This is a genomic window from Streptomyces luomodiensis (assembly GCF_031679605.1).
In the GTDB taxonomy this organism is placed as follows: domain Bacteria; phylum Actinomycetota; class Actinomycetes; order Streptomycetales; family Streptomycetaceae; genus Streptomyces; species Streptomyces luomodiensis.
Genome location: NZ_CP117522.1, coordinates 3,238,377 through 3,263,462, shown reverse-complemented (window position 1 = coordinate 3,263,462; position 25,086 = coordinate 3,238,377). Strand labels below are relative to the sequence as shown.

24 protein-coding genes and 1 pseudogene are annotated in these 25,086 nt (G+C 72.0%); 15 read left to right on the top strand and 10 right to left on the bottom strand.

Annotation, left to right across the window (positions count from 1 at the left end; genetic code table 11):
• Positions 1–9: 9 nt before the first annotated feature.
• Positions 10–408, bottom strand: coding sequence for a DUF2267 domain-containing protein (locus tag PS467_RS14115; protein ID WP_079115615.1), 399 nt, complete (start codon positions 406–408; stop codon positions 10–12).
• Positions 409–472: 64 nt separating this feature from the next.
• Positions 473–895, bottom strand: a complete 423-nt coding sequence (locus PS467_RS14110) for an Hsp20/alpha crystallin family protein (protein WP_311035579.1) — start codon at positions 893–895, stop codon at positions 473–475.
• 202 nt (positions 896–1,097) lie between these two features.
• Between PS467_RS14110 and PS467_RS14105 the strand changes: the two genes are divergently transcribed.
• The 6 genes and pseudogenes from PS467_RS14105 to PS467_RS14080 all read left to right on the top strand — a co-directional run bounded on the left by PS467_RS14105 (position 1,098) and on the right by PS467_RS14080 (position 6,319).
• Entirely contained in the window at positions 1,098–1,595 is a 498-nt protein-coding gene (locus PS467_RS14105) for an ATP-binding protein (RefSeq protein ID WP_311035578.1), read from the top strand.
• 33 nt (positions 1,596–1,628) lie between these two features.
• A complete protein-coding gene (locus tag PS467_RS14100; protein WP_311035577.1) occupies positions 1,629–2,492 on the top strand; it encodes an exonuclease/endonuclease/phosphatase family protein in 864 nt (287 codons plus the stop codon).
• Positions 2,493–2,660: 168 nt separating this feature from the next.
• Positions 2,661–3,902 carry a methyltransferase, FxLD system gene (gene fxlM / locus PS467_RS14095; protein ID WP_311035576.1) on the top strand — a complete coding sequence of 414 codons (1,242 nt, stop codon included), beginning with the start codon at positions 2,661–2,663 and terminating at the stop codon, positions 3,900–3,902.
• Positions 3,903–3,943: 41 nt separating this feature from the next.
• Positions 3,944–4,066 (top strand): FxLD family lanthipeptide, encoded by a 123-nt coding sequence (gene fxlA / locus PS467_RS42120; RefSeq protein WP_432280580.1) that lies wholly within the window; start codon positions 3,944–3,946, stop codon positions 4,064–4,066.
• 246 nt (positions 4,067–4,312) lie between these two features.
• Positions 4,313–5,164: pseudogene (locus tag PS467_RS14085) on the top strand (lantibiotic dehydratase); the annotation flags it as partial.
• 279 nt (positions 5,165–5,443) lie between these two features.
• The gene (locus PS467_RS14080; RefSeq protein ID WP_311039849.1) at positions 5,444–6,319 is read left to right on the top strand and encodes an aminoglycoside phosphotransferase family protein; all 876 of its coding nucleotides are present in this window, start codon (positions 5,444–5,446) and stop codon (positions 6,317–6,319) included.
• 136 nt (positions 6,320–6,455) lie between these two features.
• Here PS467_RS14080 and PS467_RS14075 read toward each other — a convergent pair whose 3' ends face one another.
• Positions 6,456–7,358 carry a LysR family transcriptional regulator gene (locus tag PS467_RS14075; RefSeq protein WP_311035575.1) on the bottom strand — a complete coding sequence of 301 codons (903 nt, stop codon included), beginning with the start codon at positions 7,356–7,358 and terminating at the stop codon, positions 6,456–6,458.
• Between the two features lie 94 nt (positions 7,359–7,452).
• Between PS467_RS14075 and PS467_RS14070 the strand changes: the two genes are divergently transcribed.
• Complete coding sequence (locus PS467_RS14070; protein ID WP_311035574.1) at positions 7,453–8,196, top strand: SDR family oxidoreductase; 744 nt, start codon at positions 7,453–7,455, stop codon at positions 8,194–8,196.
• 45 nt (positions 8,197–8,241) lie between these two features.
• Here the strand turns inward: PS467_RS14070 and PS467_RS14065 are convergent, their stop codons facing one another.
• Together PS467_RS14065 and PS467_RS14060 are read right to left on the bottom strand one after the other, a co-directional pair.
• Positions 8,242–8,724 carry an MmyB family transcriptional regulator gene (locus PS467_RS14065; RefSeq protein WP_311035573.1) on the bottom strand — a complete coding sequence of 161 codons (483 nt, stop codon included), beginning with the start codon at positions 8,722–8,724 and terminating at the stop codon, positions 8,242–8,244.
• Positions 8,721–8,984, bottom strand: coding sequence for a hypothetical protein (locus tag PS467_RS14060; protein WP_311035572.1), 264 nt, complete (start codon positions 8,982–8,984; stop codon positions 8,721–8,723). Before PS467_RS14060 ends, PS467_RS14065 begins: the two co-directional genes overlap by 4 nt.
• Between PS467_RS14060 and PS467_RS14055 the strand changes: the two genes are divergently transcribed.
• Entirely contained in the window at positions 8,941–9,249 is a 309-nt protein-coding gene (locus PS467_RS14055; RefSeq protein ID WP_311035571.1) for a hypothetical protein, read from the top strand. The two genes, PS467_RS14060 and PS467_RS14055, sit on opposite strands and share 44 nt — an antisense overlap.
• A 56-nt stretch (positions 9,250–9,305) precedes the next feature.
• Here PS467_RS14055 and PS467_RS14050 read toward each other — a convergent pair whose 3' ends face one another.
• Positions 9,306–10,277, bottom strand: a complete 972-nt coding sequence (locus PS467_RS14050; RefSeq protein WP_311035570.1) for a LysR substrate-binding domain-containing protein — start codon at positions 10,275–10,277, stop codon at positions 9,306–9,308.
• Positions 10,278–10,482: 205 nt separating this feature from the next.
• Here PS467_RS14050 and PS467_RS14045 point away from each other — a divergent pair, with 205 nt between their 5' ends.
• From PS467_RS14045 to PS467_RS14035, 3 genes are all read left to right on the top strand, one after another.
• Positions 10,483–11,307 (top strand): enoyl-CoA hydratase/isomerase family protein, encoded by an 825-nt coding sequence (locus PS467_RS14045; RefSeq protein ID WP_268971846.1) that lies wholly within the window; start codon positions 10,483–10,485, stop codon positions 11,305–11,307.
• A 109-nt stretch (positions 11,308–11,416) separates the two neighbouring features.
• The gene (locus PS467_RS14040) at positions 11,417–13,114 is read left to right on the top strand and encodes an acetate--CoA ligase (RefSeq protein WP_311035569.1); all 1,698 of its coding nucleotides are present in this window, start codon (positions 11,417–11,419) and stop codon (positions 13,112–13,114) included.
• The gene (locus PS467_RS14035) at positions 13,111–14,484 is read left to right on the top strand and encodes an MFS transporter (RefSeq protein ID WP_311035568.1); all 1,374 of its coding nucleotides are present in this window, start codon (positions 13,111–13,113) and stop codon (positions 14,482–14,484) included. The genes PS467_RS14040 and PS467_RS14035 overlap by 4 nt, the downstream gene beginning before the upstream one ends.
• Positions 14,485–14,675: 191 nt before the next feature.
• Here PS467_RS14035 and PS467_RS14030 read toward each other — a convergent pair whose 3' ends face one another.
• Positions 14,676–15,248, bottom strand: coding sequence for a TetR/AcrR family transcriptional regulator (locus tag PS467_RS14030; RefSeq protein WP_311035567.1), 573 nt, complete (start codon positions 15,246–15,248; stop codon positions 14,676–14,678).
• 125 nt (positions 15,249–15,373) lie between these two features.
• Here PS467_RS14030 and PS467_RS14025 point away from each other — a divergent pair, with 125 nt between their 5' ends.
• Positions 15,374–16,282 (top strand): SDR family oxidoreductase, encoded by a 909-nt coding sequence (locus tag PS467_RS14025; protein ID WP_311035566.1) that lies wholly within the window; start codon positions 15,374–15,376, stop codon positions 16,280–16,282.
• A gap of 79 nt (positions 16,283–16,361) precedes the next feature.
• Here the strand turns inward: PS467_RS14025 and PS467_RS14020 are convergent, their stop codons facing one another.
• A complete protein-coding gene (locus tag PS467_RS14020; protein ID WP_311035565.1) occupies positions 16,362–19,169 on the bottom strand; it encodes a helix-turn-helix transcriptional regulator in 2,808 nt (935 codons plus the stop codon).
• Positions 19,170–19,418: 249 nt separating this feature from the next.
• Here PS467_RS14020 and PS467_RS14015 point away from each other — a divergent pair, with 249 nt between their 5' ends.
• The 3 genes from PS467_RS14015 to PS467_RS14005 all read left to right on the top strand — a co-directional run bounded on the left by PS467_RS14015 (position 19,419) and on the right by PS467_RS14005 (position 22,855).
• Positions 19,419–20,333: an MBL fold metallo-hydrolase gene (locus PS467_RS14015; protein ID WP_311035564.1), complete on the top strand. Its 915-nt coding sequence runs from the start codon at positions 19,419–19,421 to the stop codon at positions 20,331–20,333.
• Between the two features lie 21 nt (positions 20,334–20,354).
• Entirely contained in the window at positions 20,355–21,854 is a 1,500-nt protein-coding gene (locus PS467_RS14010; protein ID WP_311035563.1) for a carboxylesterase/lipase family protein, read from the top strand.
• Between the two features lie 248 nt (positions 21,855–22,102).
• Complete coding sequence (locus PS467_RS14005) at positions 22,103–22,855, top strand: GNAT family N-acetyltransferase (protein WP_311035562.1); 753 nt, start codon at positions 22,103–22,105, stop codon at positions 22,853–22,855.
• 33 nt (positions 22,856–22,888) lie between these two features.
• On the opposite strand, the gene PS467_RS14000 is transcribed toward PS467_RS14005, so the two are convergent.
• On the bottom strand, positions 22,889–23,989 hold the full coding sequence (locus PS467_RS14000) for a winged helix DNA-binding domain-containing protein (protein WP_311035561.1): 1,101 nt from the start codon (positions 23,987–23,989) through the stop codon (positions 22,889–22,891).
• Entirely contained in the window at positions 23,986–25,029 is a 1,044-nt protein-coding gene (locus PS467_RS13995; RefSeq protein WP_311035560.1) for an aldo/keto reductase, read from the bottom strand. Before PS467_RS13995 ends, PS467_RS14000 begins: the two co-directional genes overlap by 4 nt.
• Positions 25,030–25,086: the final 57 nt, after the last annotated feature.

Here is a 25,086-nt window from a genome sequence, read left to right as displayed (position 1 = left end):
TAGAGGCGGTCATCGGACTGGTTGTGGGCGGCCGAAGAGTAGGTCGTAGCCCGGGGGGAGCTGGAGCAGGATCTGGTTCATCAGTTCTTCGCCCGCGAGGTCGGCCGCGACGCTGAGCACGGCGCTGACGTCCCAGGTGGCGGTGCGTTCGGTGGCGCCTTCGATCCATGCGGCTGTTGCCCGGATGAATCGTTCGGGTGGGAGCGGTTCGTGGCAGTGGAGGGGGTTGAGGAGTACCAGTGCCAAGGCGTCGGGGAGGCGGGCGGCGAGTTCGGCGCGCACTTCTCCGACCAGGTGTGCGCCCAGTAGGGCGAGGACGACGCGGGCGGCTCGTTCGGCTTCTTCGGGTGAGTCGTACTCGCCGCGTTCTTGGATGGCTGCCAGGAATGCGTCCCAGTGCATGGGCATGGTTCCTCCCGGTCCCGCGTCTCGGAAGGGTGTGCTGGTCGGACGGCCCCCGCCCCTGAGGGGGTCAGCTGCTGATCTGCTTGCGGCTGCTGCCGCCGCTGATGGCGATCTTGCGGGGCTTGGCCTGCTCGGCGACTGGGATGGTCAGGCGCAGCACGCCGGCGTCGTAGGAGGCGTCGATGCGCTCGCTGTCCAGGGTCTCGCCGAGGAACAGCTGGCGGCTGAAGGAGCCGGTGGGTCGCTCGGCGACCACGACTTCGGTGCCTTCGCCTGCACTGGGCTGGCGTTCGGCCTTGACGGTCAGGACGTTGCGCTCGACGTCGAGGTCGATGGTCTCGGGGTCGACGCCGGGGAGATCCAGTTCGACCACGAAGGTGTCGCCGTCTCGGAAGGCGTCCATCGGCATGGCCGCGGGGTGGGCTGGTGTGCCCAGGATCTGCTGGGTGAGGCGGTCCAGCTCACGGAACGGGTCGGTACGCATCAGCATCGTCATCACTCCCTTCGTCGGGATGCCAGTGCGTTCACCGCGTTTTCCGGTATAGCTCGCCCGACGAAAATTGACAAGGCTGGGCGCAACTTTCCTGTTGCCCGTCGTGGCGGGTTGTTGTGTTAGTGACCGGCTGTGCGGGGCACACGACACAGGGCGGGCAGTCGCCGTGGTGAACGCGCCGGAGTACGGGGTGAGGCTGATGGATGAGGCGGAGATCCTGCCGGTGGCCGGACCGGCGACGCTGACGATCTTTGTCTCGATGGACCGGCCGGGCTCTATCGCCATGGCCCGTGATGGCGCCCGCGCCTTCGTGGAGTGTCTGCCATTCGATGTTGGTAGGGAGGCGGCCGACAGCGTGGCGCTGGTGGTGTCGGAGCTGGTCACCAACGCGCTGCGGCACGCGGGAGGCTCCTGCGTGCTGAGCCTGGCTGCTCTGCCGGACGCCGTCGAGGTGGCCGTGGGCGACTCCAGCCTGGTTCGTCCGCAGTGGCGTATCTCGGACCGGGTCGGCGGCGGGGGCTTCGGCTGGCCGATGGTTCACCGGCTGGCTCGCTCGGTGACCGTGACCGGCAGGGCAGGCGGTGGCAAGACGGTGCGCGCGGTGGTGCCCTGCGGCGCAGGGCGCACTGCCTCGGACTCGTCGCGGACTGCCCCCACAGCGCGACGGCGGGCCTGGTGGACGGCGGCTAGGGTTTGATGTTGGCGCGGGGCCGACTTCCTGGGAGTGGAGATGGGCCTGCGCCAGTTCGTGATCGATGCGTGGTCGTGGCTGAACTACAAGCCGGTGATGGCCGAGGCCGGCAGGCCGGGGAACCAGTCGTTCCCGGAACTGACTGCCGTGTGGCTGCCGCCCCAGGAACTGCGGCGGCTGGCCGCGTACAAGGTGCTGTCGGCCTATGACAACAACCAGGCTGGCCAGCTTGCGGCGGCCGCAGGTGATGAAACGGGGATCGAGCGGCGGGAGCTGGGCGACGCCGCGAAGCTCGTGGACACCGCGCTCGGATACCTGCTCGGCTCGGAACAGAAGATCGCGGTGGAGGGCGCTGAGCACGCCGAGGGGGAAGCGCCGAAGCCCGGGGCGACGGAGGCCGCCGCGCTGCAGGAGCAGCTGCGGACCTGGGCCGATAAAGAGCTGTTGACGCTGCGCATTCAGCAGGCCGAGCGGGCAGCGGTGTTGCTGGGTGACAGCGTGTACGTGCTTGCGAAGATCCGTGACCGCCGGCACCGCCTCCACCGCTCGTATGTCGGCCCGGACGGCACACGGCAGATGGACACCCGCGTGGACGAGGTACTGCGCATCGCCGGCCTGGAGGATGTCGCCCGGTACCGGGCCACCACCCCGTGCGGCAGTGCGACCGCGGTGTCACGTACGGTCGATGGTTGCTCAACGCACGGCCCAGACGCACGCATCGACAGGATCTACGTCACCACGGATCTGCTGGCCGCGGTGACCAACGTCGATGTCATCGAGGTACCTCTCCACGTATCCGATCATCACATCGTCCGTCTCACCCTGGATGGCGACCGGCTTTCGGACATTCTCAACAGGCAGCTTGTGCAGGTCGCGATTCCCGGCGAGGAAAAGCGCCTGTGACAACCCTCGCCTGATACGGCCCTGTCGTATCAAAGGCGCCTGCACCAGGCGTTTTGCGAGGGATGCTGGTCGTGTCCCACGCGAGCTGGATGCGATCTTCATGGTCACCGCCGCAGCGGTCGACATAGCAGGCTGAGGCACCCCCTGAACTATCGGAAGGACTCGCCCATGACTCCCGCGACCACTGAGCGTAGTGATGCGGATCGGCTGCGCAACGATGTGGTGGACGAACTCACCAGCAAGGGATGGCTGACCACTCCCGAGGTCGAGGAGGTCATGCGGCGCGTGCCCCGGCACGCGTTCACGCCGGGCGCCTCTCTGGAGGAGGCGTACAACGCCTACGGCGCTGTCGTAACGAAGAAGGACGAGCACGGCGTCAGCATCAGCTCGGTCAGCGCGCCACAGATCCAAGGGATGATGCTGGAGCAGGCCGCGGTCAAGCCGGGCATGAACGTGCTGGAGATCGGCTCGGGCGGTTTGAATGCGGCGTACCTGGCAGAGCTGGTCGGCGAGTCCGGCACGGTCACGACGGTGGACATCGACCCCGAGGTCACCGAGCGTGCCACCCGCTTGCTTGTGGAGAACGGCTACCCCCAGGTCAACGTCGTGCTCGCCGACGCCGCCGAGGATTTTCCCGGGCGCGGGCCGTACGACCGCATCATCGTCACCGCCGGGGCATGGGACATCCTGCCTGGCTGGCGAGAGGAGCTGACCGACGGCGGGCGTCTGGTCGTGCCTCTGCGGATGCGCGGGCTGACGCGCACCATCGACTTCAAGCGCGTGGGCGACCACCTGGAGAGCAGCTCGGCGAGGGTGTGCGGCTTCGTGCCGATGCAGGGTGCCGCCGCGCATCAGGAGGAACTGCTGCTGGTCGCCGGCACCGACGAGATCGGTCTCCGCTTCGATGACGGGCTGCCCGCGGACCCAAGTCAACTGGACAACGCAGTCCTTACCGTGCGCGAGGAGATGTGGACCTCGGTCACGGTTGGTCTTCAGGAGCACGTGGACACCCTGCAGATGTACCTGGCGACCGTCCTGGACGGTTTTTGCGTCATGGCGGTAGACCCCGACTTGGACACCGGCCTGGTGGCGCCCAGCAACCGGTACTTCTCCCTGGCCACCGTCGAGGGGGACAGCTTCGCGTACCTCACCACACGCCGGACCGAAGACGACGAGCACGTCGAGTACGGCGTCCACGCCTTCGGGCCGACCCGTCAGAAGCTCGCCCAGACGGTGACCGAGCACGTGCGCACCTGGGCGAAGGAACACCGCGGTGGCCCGGGTCCGAAGATCAGTGTCTTCCCGGCCGGCACGCCCGACGACCAGCTCCCTGGAGAGCGCGTCATCGACAAGGTGCACAGCCGGGTCACCTTGTCCTGGCACTCGGTGGAGACCACCGTCGAGAGCTAGGCGCCCGCACCACTCAACTCACGAAGGAGTTCGCACTGAACGTGCGCGTGGTCGTGGCCGCCCACCCGAACGGCAAGTTGATGTGCAGCACGAATGACGGCTGCGGCAGTACCTGCGCGAACGGCGCCAGCGCCTGCAACAGCTTCATCGAGGACCCGGCCTAACGGCCCGGTTGCTGGGGCGCCGGTGCAGAGGCGCCCCAGCACCGTCGGCCGACCCGCTGCTCGAAGGGAAGGGCGAGCGATGGCTGCACCACCAGTCCGCTACGGGTGGCAGACCGGCGCGATGCTGCGCGCCACCACCGGGGCCAGGCCCCCAGCAGAAGACCTGCCGAAAGACCTGGACTTGCTCACTGAGGGGGCCTTGGACGCGCCCGCGCGTGGTTGTCCGATATCTGGCGACAGGGAGACGTGAAGACCGCGCTGTCAGCAGCCAGTCCTGTACTGGCCGAGCAGGTGACGAGCACGCTGACCGCAGCGCAGCCGGATCCGCGCCGCAGCCGCCGCGTCATTCTCCCCGTACTGTCGTACCTGTTGCGCTGGTCCGGACGCCCCACGCCGTTCGGCCTGTTCGCCGGGACAGCGCCTTTGAGGGTCGGCGCCATCCCGAAAGTCCGCTGGGGCAGCGCGGACGCGGTGTCGGTACGGGCCGACGCGGAATGGATCAGCGACGTCGTAGCCCGCCCGGAGCGGTGTTCGTCGCTCCTGGACCGGTTGCGCGTCGTCACCAACAACACCGGTCACGCACGTGGTGCGTGGTGGGTGGCCCCAGGCAGACCGGCCGACGGGCGTGCGACGCTCCTGGCCCCGCTGGAGGTCTCCGTGGGCCATACCCGCCCGGTCGCAGCGGCTCTTCTGGCTGCGGAGACCCGGATCCGGTACGGCGAACTGCGCACCCTGCTCGCCGACCAGTTCCCCCACGCGTCCGCGCAGCAGATCGATACCGTTCTCGGCGGCCTGCTCGAACAAGGCATGCTGATCAGCAGCCTCTGGGCTCCGTCGACCACCGTGGACGCCTTCGAGCACCTGTGCGCCGAGTTGGACGCCGCCGACGCGCACACGATCCCGGAGGTCTCCGGCCTCGTACGGCGGCTCCACGCCATCCGGCAGACGTTGGCCAGCCGCGATTGCCCTCTCCCACGGCATCCGCAGGCCGATGCCTCCAAACGGATGCGGGCGATCACCGACGTCGCGCCTGTTCCTCTGATGATGGACAGCGTCCTGGACTGCGACGTGCAGATCCCCGAGGCTGTGGTGCGAGAAGCAGACCGTGCTCAGCCCCGAACGGCTCGAAGGCGCCCCGTCCCCGGAGCAAGCTGTCCGACAGGCGCCATAGCGTCGATCGGGTGGACAACAACGACGAGTTCCTGCGGAACATACGGATTGCTGCGCTCGTGGCTGCGGTGCACGGACCATGAGCCTGTCTCACGTGATCTGGTCGGATGCGCTCGTTGGCTCGCGTTCACGGCGAGCGGTGGAAAAGCGGTGGACAAAGATCGCGCGAGCGGCACACTGACCCGTGTGAAACGGCTGCTGGTGGATGTGGAGAGCGTCACTACGCGGTTGGTACGTCGATTCGGTCCCCAGGTTGCCGAATGGTGCGCTGACACGCCGGATCTCATCGCGCGGCTGACGTCCCAGTGGGGACTTTCGCTCGGTGAGTCCCTCCCGGACGGTGCTTCATCGCTTGCGTTGCGGTGCCGTTGGCCCGACGGCACGCCTGCGGTGCTGAAAATCAGTCCGGAGCGAGCTCTTCTGGCCGAGCAGGTCGGAATGCTGGGGTGGTTCGCTGCCTCGGGCCGGGTGCCCTCTGTGCTGGCCGTCGACGAGGACGCGGGTGCCATGGTGCTGGAGGAGATCGTGCCCGGAACGCCGGCGGAGGACATGTCCGCTGCTTCGCTTCCGGGGCAGTGGTCGGACCTGCTCGCCGCGTTGCACGGGGTCGCTCCGCCTCCGTGGCCGCCGCGTGTGCTGCGCGGCCGGTGCGAGGAGGCCTTCGCCCGGGTCGGCAGGCGGCTGTCCGAGCCTGCGATCAGTGCACGGATGGACGTCACCGCGTGGGACAGGGCCATCCAGCGGTGCGAGCGGCTGCTGGACACGGAAGCGACAACCGTGTTGCTCCACGGTGACCTGCACCTGGGCAACGTGCTCGACGGCGGCGCGGAGCGCGGTCTGATGGCCATCGATCCGAAGGCATGTATGGGTGATCCGTGCTTCGACGCTGTGGATTACGTCGTGGCCGGTGCCGGGCTGGAGGGCGTCGAGACCCGCTGCGCGCGCGTGGCGGCGGCGTGCGGGCTCGATGGCGACCGGCTCCATGCCTGGAGCCAGGTGATCGCCCCGTTCGCGGCCATCGCCCACCTCGGTAACGGTGGTGAGGGGCCGGTGATCGATGAGCTGCTCGCGTTGACCCGGTGAGAACACCTGACATCGAAACGGGCGAGTGGCTGGCGCGCGCTTCCCGAGCTCCGGAGGCATCCGGTGATCTTGTCCGCCGACAAGACTTCAGGCCGAACCCCTCACATCCAGGGCGTGCCTCGGCTGTACGGGTTCGTCAGTTGACCGGCAGTTCGTGGTTCTCCCGTCGGGAGGCTGGGGCGAGCAAGGTACGTGCGGCGTCTTCCAGTGATCCGAGCAGTGGGTTGGGGTCGTCGGCGCGTGTGACGAGTACGACCTCGCAGGGGTCGATGTCGATGACCGGCACCAGGGCGATGTCCTCGCGCACGGCGGCGCGTCGATCGCCGGCGGGGAAGAGCGCGACACAGTGGCCGGTGGCGATGAGTTCCAGCTTGTCCTCGTAGCTGTCGTCGCTCGCGGGCGGGGGTGGTGCAGGGCGGTCGCCGATGGGCTTGGGCGTGCTCCAGACGACCGGAGTGCTGACGCAGGCCACCAGTTCCTCGTCCGACAGGGCCCGCAGGCTGACGGCTTTCTCGTGCGCCAGATGATGACTCGCCGACGTGACGAGCACCCGCGACTCCTCATGGAGCTTGGTCACCCGGAAGCCGTCCGTGGGGAAGGGCAGGGGCCGGTACGCGAGGAGGGCGTCGACCCGCCCCTCGGCGAGGGCGCTCGTGTCCCGCCAGCCGAGGTGCCGGGTGCGGACCTGGCTGTCAGGGTGCCGGCGGCGCAGTTCCTGCACACAGGCGGTGATGACCAGTCCTTCGGCGCAGCCGATGGTGACAGTACGGGGCTGGACGGCGGCTCTGGCCGTGCGAGCGGCTTGCTCGGCCTCTTGGAGCAGTATCCGGGCCCTGGGAAGGAATGCCTGACCGGCGTCGGTGAGGCTGCTGCCGTGCGGCGAGCGGTCGAAGAGCCGGACGCCGAGCTGAGCCTCCAGTCGCTGGATCTGGCGGCTCAGCGACGGCTGCGCCAGGTGCAGCCTGGTGGCGGCCCGGCCGAAGTTGCCGAACTCCGCCACGACCGTGAAATAGCGCACGAGCCGCAGATCGACGTCCATTCGCCCAGGGTACGTGTGGTCATACGCCTGGGACATGACGGCTTACGGAACAGGTCTTGGACAGGCTGGGCGGGTGGGCATTTGGGTTGGGGGCATGACCACTTATGACGGCAAGAAGATCGTGATCACGGGTGGAAGCAGCGGTTTGGGCCTGACGACGGCCCGGTTGTTCGCGGACGGTGGGGCGCACGTGCTGATCACCGGCCGCACCCGGTCCACCCTGGACGCCGCGCTGGAGCAGTTGGGGGACAAGGCGATCGCCGTCCGCAGCGACGCCGCGTCCCTGAAGGACATCAAGGCGCTGGCCGACACGGTCCAGGAGCGGTTCGGCGCGGTGGACGCGCTGTTCGTCAACGCCGGTGTCACCGCGTCCGCGCCGTTCGATTCGACGACGGAGGAGATGTACGACGAGCTGTTCGACATCAACGCCAAGGGCCCGTACTTCACGGTGCAGGCATTGGCGCCGCTGTTGCGCGAGGGAAGCGGCGTGGTCCTCACCACCTCGGTGGTGAACGTCCTGGGCCTCGACGCGCTCAGTGTCTACTCGGCGAGCAAGGCAGCCCTGCGGTCGATGACGCGCACCCTGGCCCGCGAACTGCTGCCGCGCAAGGTGCGCGTCAATGCCGTGAGCCCCGGCCCGATCGACTCGGGCATCCTGGACCGCTCCGTGCCCGCCGACGTCATCGAGACGATCAAGGACACCTACCGGAGCACCAACCCGATGCAGCGGCTGGGGACGTCCGAGGAAGTGGCCGCCTCGGTGGCGTACTTGGCGTTCGATGCGACCTTCTCGACGGGAGCGGAGTTCCCTGTCGACGGAGGGGCTTCGCAACTCTAGGTGCACACGCGTGTGTCGTTTCTCGGGGCCGGTGCCGGGCTGGTATCAGCTGCGCTGCTGAAGCCGGAGGAACGCGGGGGCGTGCGGCGAGGTGGCGGCGAGGGTGTAGGTGACGATCGTCAGGCCGGGGTCGGCGGGGATTTCGAGGGCGTCGTAGTCGAGGTCGAGGTCGCCGATGGCGGGATGGTGGAAGCGTTGCTGTCCGCTGCGGTAGTACTCGACGTCGTGTGCGTCCCAGCGCAGGGCGAACTCGTCGCTGTGGGTCGTGAGCTCGTCGATGAGGTCGGCGAGGTCGGTGTTGCCCGGTGTGCGGGCGGCCTCAGCGCGCAGACTGCCGACGGCATCGTGGGCGATGCCGTCCCAGCCGCGGTAGAAGCGGCGGGCCCGGGGGTCGAGGAAGACGAAGCGGGCCAGGTTCGACGGCTGGTCGTCGGTGGCGAGTGCTTCTTCGTACAGGGCGCGGGCGAGCCGATTGGTGGCGAGGACGTCGAGGTGGGCGTTGCGTACGAACGCGGCGGCACCGGTCATGGCGTCGAGGATCTGCTGGAGACTGTCCCGTAGGTGTGAGTGCCGCCGTCGCGGTCGGCGGGGCGGTGCGGGGCGTTCGCGGCGCGGATGAGGGCGGCCAGGTGGGCGCGCTCGACGTCGTCGAGCTGGAGGGCGGCGGCGAGGCTGTCCCGGATCTCCTCCGAGACGCCGCCGATCGCGGCCGGCTCGATCGCCCTCGCGCTGGTACCCGCCTCGGTGCCGGTGTGGGCGAGCGCGCTGCTGCTGATCCCCGTGGGCATGGCCGGCCCGCTGGTGATGCCCCCGACCACCGCGCTGCTGCTGGAGCACGTGCCCGCCGGGCAGACCGGCACCGCCGGCGGGGTCTTCAACACCAGCCGCCAGATCGGCGGCGCCCTGGCCGTCGCCGTCTTCGGCGCCCTGATCTCCGCCCCGGCCGGATTCCAGCACGGGCTGCGGGTCAGCCTCGCCCTGGCCGCCGCCATCGCCCTCCTGGCGGCCCTGGCCACCGGACGCCTGGGTGCCGCCCGACGCCGAGACGCGTGATCGCCGGGAACGCACGGCAACGGAGCATGCCGATGAGTGAGTCGTACGCGGACGTCTCAAGGACGGTCGTGCGGGCGATCGTGTGGACGGTGTCCCGCTTCGGTGAGGCTTTCGTGGACCGCGTCGGCGAACGCGGCGATCGCCTCGTTGTGGCGGGTCGGCACCCATACCACCGAGGTCAGCCAGGCCAGTGAGAAGTTGTCCAGCGGGCGCCACACCAGTCCCTCGGGCAGTGGCGCGGTCGGTGCCTCGTTCAGGTGCACCCCTCGGCCGGCCAGGACCAGGCCGTGGACGAAGTCCGGATTGCGGGCGTGCCGGATGGCGCCCGGCAGGAAACCGGCGTCCCGGCACACCAGCAGCAGGTGGTCGTACAGGCGCGGGGCCATCACCCGCGGGAAGATGACCAGGGACGCGCCGTCGAGATCCCGCAGTCGCACCGGCGCCCCGCCGGGTGCCGAGGGGTGGTCGGCGGGGTGTGCCGAGGGGGGATCGGCCGGGTGTGCCGAGGGGTGGTCGGCGGGCAGTACTACGCCGAGTTCGCGCCGTAGTACGGGACCCGACTCCAGGCCCACCGTGTCCGAGGGGTGCCGTACCACCCCCGCGTCCAGTTCGCCCTCCCGCAGCCGCACCAACTGCTCGTCGGTGGTCAGTTCGTGCAGGTCGATCAGGACGTCGGGGACCCGCCGGGCGAAGCCCGCGGTGAGTGTGCGCAGCACCGGCGGCCGGGTGTCCGGCGGTACGCCGACCCGCAGCATCCCGGCCTCGCCGGGCCGCAGACGGCGCATCGCCTCGCGGGCCGTGTCCACCCCGGCCAGCACCGGGCGGGTGTGTTCCAGCAGCAGCGCGCCCGCCTCGGTCAGCTGGATGCGGGGCCGGGTGCGGTCGAACAGCCGCACCCCCAGCTCGCGCTCGAGGTCCCGGATGCGCTGGGAGAGCGGGGGCTGGGCCATGTGCAGGCGTTCCGCGGCCCGTCCGAAGTGGAGTTCCTCGGCGAGGACGGCGAAGTAGCGCAGATGGCGGAGCTCCATGGCCGCACCATATCGCTGTGATATCGCGGGCAGTCCCGATTGGTGTTAGCCAGCTCACATCCCCGGCTGTTTCCATGACTGGCCACGGGAGGCCCACTCCCGGCCCCCTCCCCGTCATCCCCCTCCCCGTCACCCTCCGGCCCGGCGCGCCGGTGTCCCGCGCGCCACCGGGCCGTCCGTCCCCGCCCCAGGAAGGAACGCCGTCATGTCCGCGTCCAGCACTGTCGTCGTCACCCGTCACCCGGTCACCACGAGCGAGACGGAGGAAACGGCCGACGCCGCCCACGACGGCCGCCACGTCGTCGAGGTGGCGCTCAACCGCCCGGAGAAACTCAACGCCTGGACCGCCGCGACGCGCGCCGAACTCGTCGCCGCGCTGGCCGCCGCCGGCGCCGACGACCGGTGCCGGGCGGTCGTGCTGACCGGCACCGGCCGGGCGTTCTGCGCCGGGCAGGACCTCGCGGAGACCGCCGCGATCGACGCCGAGGACCACACCGCCGCCGAGGAGTGGATCGACGACTTCGGCCGGCTGTTCCGTGCCGTACGCGCCCTGGACAAGCCGGTCGTCGCCGCCGTGAACGGGGTCGCGGCCGGTTCCGGCTTCCAGTTCGCCCTCCTCGCCGACCTGCGGATCGGCCACCCGGGCGTGCGCATGGGCCAGCCCGAGGTGCTGTCCGGCATCCCCAGCATCACCGGCATCTGGGCGATGCGCGGCATCCTCGGCCGGGCGAAGACCGCCGAATTCGCCCTCACCGGACGGCTCGTGGACGGCGCCGAGGCGCTGCGGCTCGGGCTGCTGAACCGCCTGGTCGACGAGGACCGGGTCAAGGAGGAGGCCCTCGGCGAGGCATCCCGGCTGGCCCAGCTCCCGCCCGGCGCGGTCGCGCTCACCAAGGGCCGGCTGCGCGAACTGGACGACGCCGGGCTCGACGAGGCGATCGAGGCCGCCAAGAAGGTCCATGTGGCCGCGTACGCCACCGGGGAGCCGCAGCGTGAGATGGCCCGCTTCCTGGCCGGCCGCCGCCGCTGATCGCCTCCGCTCACCGCCGCCCCGGCATCCCCGTCCCCCGGCATCCCCGTCCCCCGGCATCCCCGCCGCCCCCCGACATCCCGTTCCCGCGCCACGAGGAGGACTCGCCATGTCCACCGGCGTCACCGCCGCCGATCCCGCCCAGGACGTCCAGGACACCCAGGACATCCGGGATACCCAGGACACCCAGGACGCCGAGGCCGCCTACCGCGGCCTCGTCGACAACCACCGGTGGGAGGTTCCCGAGCGGTACAACATGGCCGCCGACGTGGCCGACCGGCACCCCGGCGACCGGCTCGCCCTCGTCTTCGAGGACCACACCGGCCACCGTGAGGAGGTCCGCTGGCAGCGGATCCAGGACCGTTCCCGGCAGGTCGCCGCGCATCTGCACGCCCTCGGGGTGCGCAAGGGCGACCGGGTCGCCGTCCTGCTGCCGCAGCGGCCCGACACCCCGGCCACCTATCTCGGCGTGCTGCGCACCGGGGCGATCCTGGTGACGATGTCGCTGCTGTGGGCGGACGAGCCGATCCGCTACCGGCTCGCCGACTCCGGTGCCTCGGTCCTGGTGACCGAGGCCGCCGCCGCGCACCGCGCGGCCGGTTTCGACGGCACCTTCGTCGACGTGGACGACCCCGCGATCGGGGCGCTCGCGCCGGAGTTCACCACCGTCGACACGGCCCCCGACGACCCGGCGCTGATCTTCTACACCTCGGGCACCACCGGGGCCGCCAAGGGCATCGTGCACGCCCACCGCACCCTGCTGGGCCACAACGAGTTCCGCTACTGCCACGACCTGCGGCCCGGCGACGTGTTCTACGGCGCGGGCGACTGGGCCTGGTCGATGGCGAAGCTGATGGGCCCACTGCGGGCGGGCGCGGTGCACCTGGTGTACCGGCCGGCCGCCGGTTTCGACCCGGCGGGCCTGCTCGCCAGCATGTCCCGCAACAAGGTCACCACCGCCCTGGTGAACCCCACCTTCCTGCGCAAGATGCGGCAGGAGGTGCCGGACGCGGGCACCCGCCACCCGCAGGCGCTGCGCGTGGTGTGCTGCTCCAACGAGCCGCTGACCGAGGACCTCATCACCTGGTTCCGCGACCAGTTCGGCGTCACCCCGCTCGACTACTACGGCTCCACCGAGTCCTACCCGCTGCTCGGCAACTTCCCCGGCGTGCCGGTCAAGCCCGGTTCGATGGGTCGCCCGCTGCCCGGCTGGGACGTGGCCCTGCTGGACGAGTCCGGCACCGAGGTCCCGGACGGCGAGCCCGGTGAGATCTGCCTGCGCGCCCGGTCGAACCCGCAGTTCCCGCTCGGGTACTGGGAGCGGCCCGAGGCGTCCGCGGAGACCTTCGGCGGGCCGTGGTACCGCACCAAGGACCAGGCGGTGCGCGACGCGGACGGCTACTTCTGGTTCCTGGGCCGCACCGACGACGTGATCAAGACCTCCGGGTACCGTGTCGGTCCGTACGAAGTGGAGGCGGTCCTGCGCACCCACCCCGCCGTCGCCGACGCCGGTGTGGTGGGCGTGCCCGACCCGGTGCGCGGCCAGGCGGTCAAGGCGTGGATCGAGTTGGCCCCCGGGTACCGGCCGTCCGACGCGCTGGCCCGGGAGATCGCCGAGCACGCGAAGCGGGACCACTCCCGCTTCGCCTATCCGCGGCTGATCGAGTTCATCGGCGAACTGCCCCGTTCGGCCACCGGGAAGATCCAGCGGGCCGCGCTGCGCGCCCGCGACGCCGAGCCGACCAGCCCCACCCCCACCCCCGCCCCCGACGCGGGCGCGACGAGCCGGAAGGACGGACCGAGGTGACCGGACACGACGTCAACGGCGCGGCCACCGCGCCGGGAGCCGCGACCACCCCGGCCCCCGCGGCCGCCCCCGAGGAGGCGGCCACGTCCGCCGAGCGGCGCAAGGTGGCCCTGGCGACCGCCATCGGCAATTTCGTGGAGTGGTTCGACTCCGGCGCCTACGCGGTGATGTCGGCGACCATCGCCGGCCTGTTCTTCCCGCAGTACGACAAGACGGCGGCGCTGCTGGCCACCTGGGCGGTGTTCGCCGGCGGGTTCGTGGCCCGGCCCATCGGCGCGGTGTTCTTCGGCCGCTACGGCGACCGCATCGGCCGCAACCGGATGCTGGCGCTGAGCGTGCTGTGCATGAGCGGCTCGACCCTGCTCATCGGCCTGATGCCGAGCTACGCCACGCTCGGCATCGTCGCCCCGGTGCTGCTGTTCCTGCTCCGCGCGGTGCAGGGCTTCTCCACCGGCGGCGAGTACACCGGCGCCTCGGCCTTCATCATGGAGTACGCGCCCGAGGGCCGCCGGGCCCGGTACGCCAGCGTGGTCGCGCTGACCGTGGGGCTCGCGGCGGTGGCCGGGTCGCTGACCGGGCTGCTCATCACCTGGTCGCTGGAGGACGAGGCGCTGCGCAGCTGGGGCTGGCGCATCCCGTTCCTGCTGGCCGGGCCGCTCGGTCTGATCGGCCTGTACCTGCGCGGCCGGATCGAGGACACGCCTGTCTTCCGGGCCATGGAGCGGCGCGAGGCGGTGCGCGACGCCCCGATCCGGGACGCCTGGCGGGTGTGCCGGCGGCAGGTGCTGACGCTGTTCGGCTACAGCATCACCAACGCGGTCGGCTACTACCTGATGAGCAGCTACCTCATCGCGTACATGTCGGAGGAGATCGGCTACACCAAGGCTCAGTCCATGCTGACCGGGTGTGTGGCGATGCTGGCGTACAGCGCCGCCTGTCCGCTGATGGCGGCGGCCAGCGACCGCTTCGGGCGGCGGCCGATGCTGCTCACCGCGTGCGGGGGCTTCGCCGTGGCGACCCTGCCCGCGTTCTGGCTGATCGGCACCTCACTGGCCGGCGCGCTGGTGGGCACCTCGGTGCTGGCGGTGCTGGTGGCGGTGATCGGCACCTCCAACGTGCCGGCCATGGTGGAGATGTTCCCCGGGCAGCTGCGCGCGAGCGGTTCGGCGCTTGGCTGCACGGCGGCGTACGTGCTGTTCGGCGGGACGGCGCCGTTCGTGGCGACCGGACTGGTCACCCTCGCGGGCACACCGCTCGCGCCCGGGTTCTACCTGATGGCCCTGGCGGTCGTCTCGGCGCTGGTGGTGCTGTTCTCCTTCCGCGAGACGGCGGGGCTGCCGCTGGCCCGGACCACGGTGCGGGACGGCTGAGCCGGCCTGGTCATCGCGGCGACATCGACCGGCCTGGGCAGCGACGAGCTGCCCAGGCCGTCGGCGTTTACGGTCATCGGGGGCGTCGGCGTTACGGTCTTCCGGGCCGTCGGCGTACGGTCTTCCGGGCCGTCGGCGTACGGTCTTCCGGGCCGTCGGCGTGCGGTCATCGGGGCGCCGTCGGCGTACGGTCAGCGGCTCGCGGTCACGGTGCCGAGCCTGTCCAGGCATTCCCCGATGAGCTGGGCCAGGGGCCGCTGACCGGATTCCGCTTCCGTGATCCAGCGGGCGAACGCCACCTTGAGCACGGCGATCCCGGTTTCGGCGGTCAGGTGGGCGGTCAGTGCGTCCACGCCGCGCCGGCGCATCGCGTCGGTGAGCGCCGCGGCCCAGGTCGCGAGCTTGATCAGCTCCCGTTCCCGCAGCTCGGGGTGGGCCTCGATGACGGCCTGGCGCTGCCGGATGAGTTCGGCGCGTCCCTGGAACTCGGTTGCCATGGCGTCCAGGGCCGCGGCGATCATCTCCATCGGTGTCGCGGCGTCGGGGGCCTCGGCGACGGCGCTCACGCAGTGGTCCAGCATCGTGCCCGTACCGGCGAACAGGACCTCGCGTTTGTCGGCGAAGTGCCGGAAGAAGGTGCGTTCCGTCAGTCCCGCCCGTTCGGTGATCTTGGCAACCGTCGTCTGCTCGAAGCCGTGCTCGATGTACAGCTCCAGCGCCGCCTGCGCCAGCCGGCCACGTGCGTTCGGCTCCCATCGACCCATACCGCGCATCCTACGTGATGACAGGCACTGTCATGGGTGGTGGTACTGTTGATAACAGTCACTGACATGACTGTCCTCGCCACAGGTGTGCGCGGGGCGGCATCCACTCACCCGGAGTAGCTCTCATGCGCGTTTTCGTCACCGGTGCGTCCGGATTCATCGGCTCCGCCGTCGTTCCCGAACTCATCGACGCCGGTCACCACGTCCTCGGCCTCGCCCGCTCGGACGCTTCCGCCGCCGCCCTCGCCGCGGCCGGGGCCGAGGTGCACCGAGGCTCCCTGGAGGACCTCGACAGCCTGCACGCGGGTGCCGCCGCGTCCGACGGGGTCATCCACCTCGCGTTCGTCCACGACTTCTCGCGGTTCGCCGAGGCGGCCCGCACCGATCTGGCGGCCATCGAAGCGATCGGCGGCGCGCTCGAGGGCACCGACCGCCCCTTCGTGATCACTACCGGCGTCCTCGGACTCGCGCCCGGCCGGGTGGCCACCGAGCGGGACGCGCAGGACCCCGCGGCGACGCCCCGAGCCGCCGCCCATCAGGCGATGCTCTCGCTGGCGTCGCGCGGCGTGCGCTCGTCCGTGGTACGCCCCGCCCCCTCGGTGCACGGCGAGGGCGACCGAGGCTTCGTCCCGACCCTGATCGACATCGCCCGCGCCAAGGGCGTCTCCGGCTACGTCGGCGACGGGTCGAACCGCTGGCCGGCCGTGCACCGGCTGGACGCCGCACACCTGTACCGCCTCGCCCTGGAGAAGGCACCGGCGGGATCGGCGCTGCACGCCGTCGCGGAGGAGGGGATACCGGTCCGCACCCTCGCCGAGGCGATCGGCCGGCACCTCGGCCTTCCCGTGGCCGCCATCTCTCCCGAGGACGCCGGCGAGCACTTCGGCTGGCTCGCCCCCATGGTGGCCGCCGACGGATCGGCCTCCAGCGACCTGACCCGCGAGCTGGTGGGGTGGCAGCCGACCCGGCCGGGGCTCCTCGACGACCTCGGCGAGGGCCACTACTTCCGGACCGGCGAGCCGTCCCGCGCGTAGCCGTCCGCGCCGCGCAAGACCGGGCCGCGCCTGACCGGGCCGCGCCTGACCGGGCCACGCCCCATGGCCTCGGGGCGCGTCACCCGGGCCCGTGGCGGCCGGCCGTCGCGAGGCCGCCCTCGAGGAGGTCGCGCAGCTGGGAGCGGGCGGTGATGCCCAGCTTGGGGAAGCTGCGGTAGAGGTGCGAGCTGACCGTGCGCGGGGAGAGGAAGAGCTTCTCGCCGATCTCCCGGTTGGTCAGCCCGCGCGCGGCCAGCCTGATGATCTGCTGCTGTTGCGGGGAGAGTTCGGCGATCGCGTCGGGGGCCGTGTCCGTCACATCGAGGCCGGCGGCGCGCGATTCGGCTCGGGCGCGCTCGATCCACGGGCGCGCGCCGAGGCGCCGGAAGGTCTCCAGGGCTTCGGTGAGCGGCCCCCGCGCCTCCGCGATGCGCCGCCGGCGCCGCAGCCACTCGGCGAAATCCAGCAGGGTCTGGGCGCGTTCGAAGGGCCAGTGCGCCAGCGCCGGGTCGGCCAGGGCCGCCCGGAAGTGCGGTTCGGCCTCCTCGGGGTCCGCCAGCAGGCCCCGTGCGCGGCTGATCAGCGCGCGCAGACGAGGTGAGGCGCCCGCCGCGAGGGCGCGTGCGGAGCGCTCGACGATCGCGGCGGCCTCCTCGCGTCGCCCCCCGCGCACCGCGGCGGCGGCCAGATCCGCGAGGGCCGGGTAGGAGGCGTGGTAGTGCACGGGAGCGCCATCCGCCGTGAAGACCATGCGGAGCTGGTCGTACGCGGTCTCGTACGCGCCTTCCGCGGCGGCCGCGGCGCCGAGCGCGCGCCGGGCGTAGACGGCCACCGAGCGGCTTTCCAGCGGATCGACCAGGGCGAGCGCGTCCTCGACGCGGGCGCGGGCCGCCGCCGCGTCGCCCTGGTAGGCCAGCACGGTGGCGTCCACCGTGGCCGCGCACGCCACGGCGTGGCCGAGGCCGGCCGCCGAACCGACCGCGCTCACCCGGGCGCACTCCGCGCGGGCCTGTTCCCATCTCCCGCATTCCACATAGCTCCAGGCGGCCGCGCCGCCCAGCCCCGCCGGCAGCGGCCCCCGCAGCTCCCAGCGGGCGAACGCCTCGTCGAAGGCGCGGACCGCGCGCGGGGTCTCGTCCAGCACCCACGCCATGATCGCGAGAGTGGTGAGCCGCTCGGGCCGGTGTGCCACCTCGGCGGCCAGCCGGGGGAGCAGACCGAGCAGCTCGGCCCGGTCGGCGAAGGGGTCCGACACGGCCCGCACCCAGGTGCGCAGCCAGCCGGGTGACGCGTCCTCGGGAAGGCGCCGCAGGAGTTCCCGGACGCGCTGCCGCTGACTGTCCCGTCCACCGTAGAAGCCGACCACGGCGGCGCCGGCCAGCAGGTCCAGCGCGGTGGCGGGCTGCGCGGCCGTCAGCCGCTCGGCCGTGTCGGTGAGCCGGGCGAAGACCGCGGTGTGCCGCACGGTCATCGCCGCCAGCCGCCCGACCTGCACCGCGGCGGCGGCCTGCAGCGCCGCGTCGTCGGTGCGCGCCCGTGCCGCGGCGGCCAGCTCCTCCACCCAGGCGATATCGCCGGTGAACACGGCCGTGGCGGCGGCTTCGACCAGCAGCCGGGCGCTGTCCTCGCGCCGGGGCGCGAGTTCCGCGGCCCGGTGCAGGGCCCTGGCCGCCGCCGCGTAGCCGCCACGGCGGCGAGCCCGGTCCGCGGTCTCGGCCAACTCCGCCGACACGGCCGCGTCCGGACCGGGGCAGGCGGCGGCGAGGTGCCAGGCACGCCGGTCGGGTTCGTCCCGCAGCAGCTCGGCCAGCCTGAGGTGGGCCGTACGCCGTGCGTCGAAGGGCGCGGCGTGATAGACGGCGGACCGGACCAGCGGATGACGGAACCGGACGTCCCGGCCGGTCCGCCGGACCAGTCCGGCCCGCTCGGCGGGCGGCCACGCGTCGTCCTCGGTGTGCCCGAGTCCGGCCGAGGCGGCGATCGCGGAGTCCTCGGTGTCCATCGCGGCCAGGAGCAGCAGGGCCCGCGCGGTGGCGGCGGGCAGCTCGTGCAGACGGGCGGCGAAGATCCGCTCCAGGTGTTCGGTGAGCGGCAACGGGCCCGCGGCCGGCGGCTGGGCGGCCGCGTCGTGCGCGGTGGCCCCGCTCGTCGGTTCGGTGGCCGCCCTCGCCAGTTCGGTCAGTGCCAGCGGGTTGCCGCCGGCCTGGTCCAGGATGCGCGCCCGGGTCCTGCCGGTGGGGCGCTCCGGCCGGAGGTCCAGCAGGCGGTTGGCCGCGGCGTCGTCGAGCGGGCCGAGGGTGAGCACCGGTACCCGACGGTCGAGCCCCGGCGGCTGGGCGCGGGCGCCGACCAGCAGCGTGACCGGTTCACCCGCCAGCCGTCTGGCGGCGAAGGACAGCGCGTCCAGGGAGGCCCGGTCGCACCACTGGGCGTCGTCCAGCACCACCAGGACCGGATGCCGTTCGCCCAGGGCCGACAGCAGGCCCAGGACGGCGATCCCGATCAGCATGAGGTCGGGTTCGGCCGCGGCCGAACCCGCACCGAAGGCCTGGTGCAGCGCCGCGCGCTGCCGCTCCGGCAGCGCGGCCACCTCGGCCGGCACCGGCCGCAGCACCTGGTGCAGCGCGGAGAAGGCGAGGCTCGACTCCGACTCGCTCCCGCGGGCACGCAGCACACGAGCGCCGCGGGCCTCGGCCCGGCGCGCCACGGCGTCCAGCAGCGTGCTCTTCCCCGCGCCCGCGTCCCCGACGAGCATGAGCAGCGGGTCGGCCGATGAGTCCACCGCGTGGAAGAGGCGTGCCAGCTCCGCGTCCCGGCCGACGATCGGCTCCGCCGCGTCCGGCTCCGGTCCGCTGACCGCGCCGGCGCCGGCAGTGTGCTCGTCCACGGAGTCTCCAGGAATCGTGACTCTCCCCGACGGGAGCCGCCCCGCCGCCTGCCGCCCACATTACAAGCGCGGGGGCCCGCCGCCCGAGCCGTGCACAGGTGCAGTCACCTTACGGATACCGCGTGCACCGGGGCGTTCGTACGGTTCCAGGAAGCAGGCGAAAGCCTCGGCGGGATTTTCCCCGACGGAATTCCCCACATTCCCCGATTCCCCACATTCCCCGATTCCCCGGATTCTCAAGGAGCACCCATGGACCAGATCGAGCTCGGCGATGTCACCGTCACCCGGGTATGGGAATATTTCGGACCCGTGGACATCAAGCGCGAGGATTTCTTCCCGGAGAGTTCGAAGGAGGTGTGGGAGGACAATTCCTCCTGGCTCGACGCGGACTTCGTGAACCCCGAGACCCATGTCGTGGTGTCCGCGATCCAGACCTGGGTGCTGCGCAGTGAGGGCCGGACCATCCTCGTCGACACCGGCGTGGGCAACTACAAGGAGCGCCCGTACGCGCGGGTCTGGAGCCGTCTCGAAACCGCGTTCCTGGACAATCTCGCGCGGGCCGGTGTCGCGCCGGAGGACGTGGACATCGTCATCAACACGCATCTGCACAACGACCACGTCGGCTGGAACACGTATCTGGACGGGCGGCACTGGGCGCCCACTTTCCCCAACGCCACCTATCTGATGCCCAAGGACGACTTCGACTTCTGGAACCCGGAGAACGGCCACAAGCCGCGGTCCGGCTACGGCAACCAGAACGTCTTCGAGGACAGCGTGGCCCCGGTGCACCAGGCCGGCCAGACGCTGCTGTGGGAGAACAGCCACCGCATCGACGGCAACCTGCGCCTGGACGCCGCCCCCGGACACACCCCGGGCGCCTCCGTGCTGACCCTCACCTCCGGCTCGGACCGCGCGGTGTTCGTCGGCGACATGCTGCACACCCCGGTGCAGATCCTGGAGCCGGACGTCAACAGCTGCTTCTGCGAGGACCCCGCGGGCGCCCGCGCCACCCGCCGCAAGGTCCTGGGCTGGGCGGCCGACAACAACGCGCTGGTGATCCCCGCCCACCTGGGCGGCCACGGCGCGGCGGAAGTGGCGCGCGACGGCAGCGCGTTCACCATCAAGGGCTGGGCGCCCTTCGCCGCGTACTCCGAACAGCTCTGAGGCCCGCGGAAAGGACGAGAGATGAACCACCGACCCGGTCCCGTCGCGACCACCACACGGGGCGCGGTGCGCGGACTGCGCCAGGACGGCACCGGCACCGCCGTCTTCCTGAACATCCCCTACGCCGCCCCTCCGCTCGGCGCCGGCCGGTTCGCCCCGCCGCGGCCGCACGAGCCCTGGGACGGCGTACGGGACGCCACCGTACCGGGGCCCAACGCGCCCCAGGCCGAGCGCAGGCTCGGCACCATCGACATGTCCCCCTACTTCGGCGACGGCTGGTGCCGAGGGGAGGACTACCTCACCGTCAACGTCTGGACGCCCGAGGCCGCGACGGGCGGCGACCTGCCCGTGATGGTGTTCGTCCACGGCGGCGGCTTCGTCGCCGGGTCGACACGGTCCGCGCTGTACGACGGCTCCGCCTTCGCCCGTGACGGCGTCGTCCTCGTCACCCTCAACTACCGGCTCGGCATCGCCGGGTTCCTGGACCTCCCCGGAGCGCCCGCCAACCGCGGTCTGCTCGACGTCATCGCCGCCCTGCGCTGGGTCCGGGAGAACATCGCCGCCTTCGGCGGTGACCCGCACAACGTCACCCTCTTCGGCCAGTCGGCCGGGGCGACCATCGTCGGCGGCGTCCTCGCCACCCCCGAGGCCGCGGGCCTCGTCCGCCGGGCGGTCGTCCAAAGCGGCAGCGGCCTGGGCGCGTTCACCACCGAGCAGGCCGCGCGCGTCACCCGGGCGGCGGCCGAGGCCCTGGGCGTAGCGCCGCACGCCGACGCGTTCGCCCGGATCCCCGACGACCGTCTGGCCGAGGCCGCCTCCCGGCTCGCGGGCATCGATCTGCGCACCGCCACGCACCACGACCCGCTGATCGGGCTCAGCCCCTTCAGCCTGGTCCTCGACACGCAGCCCGCCGCGTCCGTCGCCGCCGGCCTGGCCGCCGAGGTGGACCTGCTCGTCGGGACCACCACCGAGGAGGGCAACCTCTACCTGGTCCCCGTGGGCAGGTACGCCACGTCCACCGCCGAGGACGTCGACGCGGCGGCGGCGCGCTCGCATCCGCGTCCCGCCCAGCTCGTCGAGGCGTACCGCAAGGCCCGCCCCGAGGCGTCCGCCGCCGAGCTGCGGTCCGCCATCATGGGGGACGCGCTGTTCGGCGCGGGCAGCTGGGCCCTGGCCGACGCCCACGCCGCGCACCCCGGCTCGGCCACCTTCGCGTACGAGTTCGCGTGGCGCTCCCACGCCCTGGACGGCGAACTGGGCGCCACCCACGCGGTCGACCTCCCCTTCGTCTTCGACCTCGCGCACCTGCCCGCACTCCGGGGACCGGCTGCCCTGCTCGGCCCCGACGAGCCGCCCGCCGGTCTCGCCGCCCGGATGCACGAGACCTGGATCCGGTTCGCCCGGACCGGCGACCCCGGCTGGGACCCGTACGACACCGAACGCCGGGCCACCCTGCGCATCGACGCCGAGTGGATCCAGCTCGACGACCCCCGTGGCCGGGAACGACGGGCATGGAGCTGACCCGCCCGTGATCCTGACACCGGGTGGGAGGATCGCGTACGCTCAGCCGGCACAACACCGCGCATTCCCGCGTTCCATCCGTGTTCCATCCGCATTCCATCCGCATTCCGAAGGACTGAAGCCCATGAACCCGGCGTCCGCCAGCGGCCGCCGTCGGCACTGACGCATCGGTGCCACACCCGTTTCCTCGCGGCGGCCCCACGCAGGTCCGTTCCCTGTCTTCGCTTTCTTCGTGAGGTCACATCACCATGGGCACCGACGTCCAAGGCTTCGCCGTCGCCAACCTCCGCCGCCGCCCCGTGCTCATCGAGACCGGGGGCTTCGTGGCGGGGTTCGACCCCGGCACCACCAGCCCGTACATCAACTACGCGACCCCGCTGCCCGCCGCCCGGCCCACCGCCCGGGACGTCCGGGAGCTGATCGAGGCGTTCCGGGTGCGCGGCCTCAAGCCCCGGCTCGAGTTCGCGCCGGACGCCGCACCCGCCGTGGAGCCCGCGCTGCGCGCGGCGGGGTTCACCGTGGAGGCGGTGCACGCGTATCTGGTCTGCACCCCGGAACGGCTCACCATCCCGCGCGGCACGGCGGCCGTCCCGGTGGCGGTCCCGGCCACGGACGAGGACTACCGGGCGATCGACGCCGCGCTGTCCGAGGCGTTCGGCGAGTTCGCCGCCTCCCCCGAGGGGGCGGACCGGCTGCGCCGCGTCCAGGAGGGCGGGGGCGCGGTCCGGTTCGTCCGCGCCCCCGACGGCGGCTGCGCCGGTGCGGCCACCTGCTCGGCGCCCGCCGTGGGCACCGCGGAACTGGCGGGCGTGGGCACCCGGCCCGCCTTCCGGGGCCGGGGCGTCGCCGCCTCCGTCACCGCCGCGCTGACCGAGGCGATGTTCGCGCGCGGAGCCCGGTCGGTATGGCTGGAGTACGCGGGTGAGGGCTCCCGCCGCGTCTACGAACGGGTCGGCTACGAGCCCCGGGGCACCCGCCTGTACCTGAGTCTCGAAGGCTGACCCGGGCGGGGCGGGGCCGGTGCGCGTTCCGGGTCAGCCCGGCGACGCGGCGACCCGTACCCGGTCGCTCGCGCTGTCGGAGAGGAACGACGCCAGCTCCCGCCCCTCCTCGGCGACCGTGGCGCACTCGGCCGGGGAGAGGCGGCGCAACGGGGTGACGGCCACCGTGTCCGCCTCGACCTTCCAGGTCGCCGCGACCCGGCCGTCGACCAGCACCACGCGCTCGCCGGCGACCGACAGGCCACGGTGGGCGTCGTCGATGATCCGGCCGCGGTCGTGGTAGCCGAGGATCGCGTTGTCGAACGCCGGCAGGAACCGCACCGGGGCGGGCGTGTCGGGGTCCGGGCGCGGCGCGTCGGGCAGGTCGAGCAGCTCGCGCCCGCGCTCGTCGCGGAAGGTGACCAGCTCCTCGCGGATCGCGGCCACCGCGGTCGGCAGCCCGGCCAGGCCGCACCAGGCGCGGACATCGGCCGAGGCCGCGGGGCCGAAGGCGGCCAGATAGCGCCGTACCAGCGTCTGGCCGACCGGATCGGAGCCGTCCGGGACGGGCGGGTCGGCCTCCCGGCCCAGCCAGGAGGAGAGCAGGACGTTGCGCACCCCCGCCCTGGTGCGCCACAGCCCGCGCGGTGGCGTCTGCGCCATCGGCACGAGGGCGGCGATCACCATCTCGCCCAGTGCCCGCGGTGCGGGGGCCGGCCAGCGGTCGGCCAGCACCCGCACCAGCTCGGCCATCGAGCGGGGCTCGCCGTCGGCCATCACCGCCCGGCCCGCCACGGCGAGTTCGTCGAGGTCGACCCCCTCGAACTCGCGGCGGTAGGTGCCGAGCACCCGCTGGCGCAGCATGGTGCCGTGGCGGGCCCGCCAGGCCAGGGTGTCCTCGGCGGTGAGCAGATGGACGGTGCGGCGCATGAGGTGGGTCCGCACCAGACCGCGCCGGACCAGCAGATCCGAGAGGTCCGCCGGGTCGAACGCGCGCAGCCGCGACCAGAGCCCGACGAACGGCTCCTGCGGCTCCTGCGCCTGCATACCGCACAGGTGCCCGACGGCGTCGTGGACCGGGACGTCGGCGCGGTCGAGCAGCAACTGCCGGGCGAGCGTCGCGCGGTTCAGCGCCCGGGTGCCCAGGACGGTCATCGGGTCACCGCGGCGCGTTCCCCGGCCGGGCGGCGGCGCAGCGCGGCGCGTTCGACGGCCGGTGGGGTGTAGGACACGTCGATCGGGCCGATGTCGGTTCCGGGCGGCGCGATCTCGTCGATCCGGTCCAGGAGCTCGTCGTCGAGGGTGGTTCCGGCGCCGGCCAGGAGGTCGTCGAGCTGCTCCATGGTGCGTGGCCCGATGATGGCCGAGGTGACACCGGGGTGGGTGATGGCGAAGGCCATCGCGAGGTGGGTCAGCGACAGGCCGGCCTCCTCGGCCAGCGGGATGAGCCGCTCCACGGCGTCGAGTTTGCGCTCGTCGGTCATGTGCCGGGGCACCCAGCGCATCCGCGCGTCCTGCGGCGGCACGGTTCGGCCCTTGCGGAAACGGCCGCTGAGCAGGCCCATCGCCAGCGGGCTCCAGACCAGCGTGCCCATGCCGTACCGCTGGCAGACGGGCAGGATCTCGTGCTCGATGCCGCGGTTGAGGAGGGAGTACGTGGGCTGCTCGGTACGGAACCGCTGGAGCCCGCGCCGGTCCGCGACCCACTGCGCCTCGACGATCTCCGAGGCCGGGAAGTTGGACGACCCGATCGCCCGTACCTTGCCGCTGCGCACCAGGTCGGTGAGGGCGGAGAGGGTCTCCTCGAGATCGGTCCGCGGATCGGGGTGATGGATCTGGTAGAGGTCGATGTGGTCGGTCCGCAGGCGCCGCAGCGAGTGCTCCACCTCGGCGATGATCCAGCGCCGGGAGTTGCCGCCGCGGTTGGGGTCCTCGCCCATCCTGCCGTTGACCTTGGTGGCCAGCACGATGTCGTCGCGCCGCCCGCGCAGCGCCTTGCCGACGATTTCCTCGGACTCCCCGTGCGGGCCGTACACATCGGCGGTGTCGATGACGTTGATCCCCGCGTCCAGCGCCCGGTGGATGATCCGGACGCAGTCGTCGTGGTCGGGATTGCCCACCTGACCGAACTTCATGGTGCCCAGGCAGTAGGGGCTGACCTGGATACCGGTCCGCCCCAGCTCACGCGTCTTCACGGTCGCGCCGTTTCCCTTCGGTTCCTTGGCTCATGGGGTCCGGCGCCGCGCAGGTGA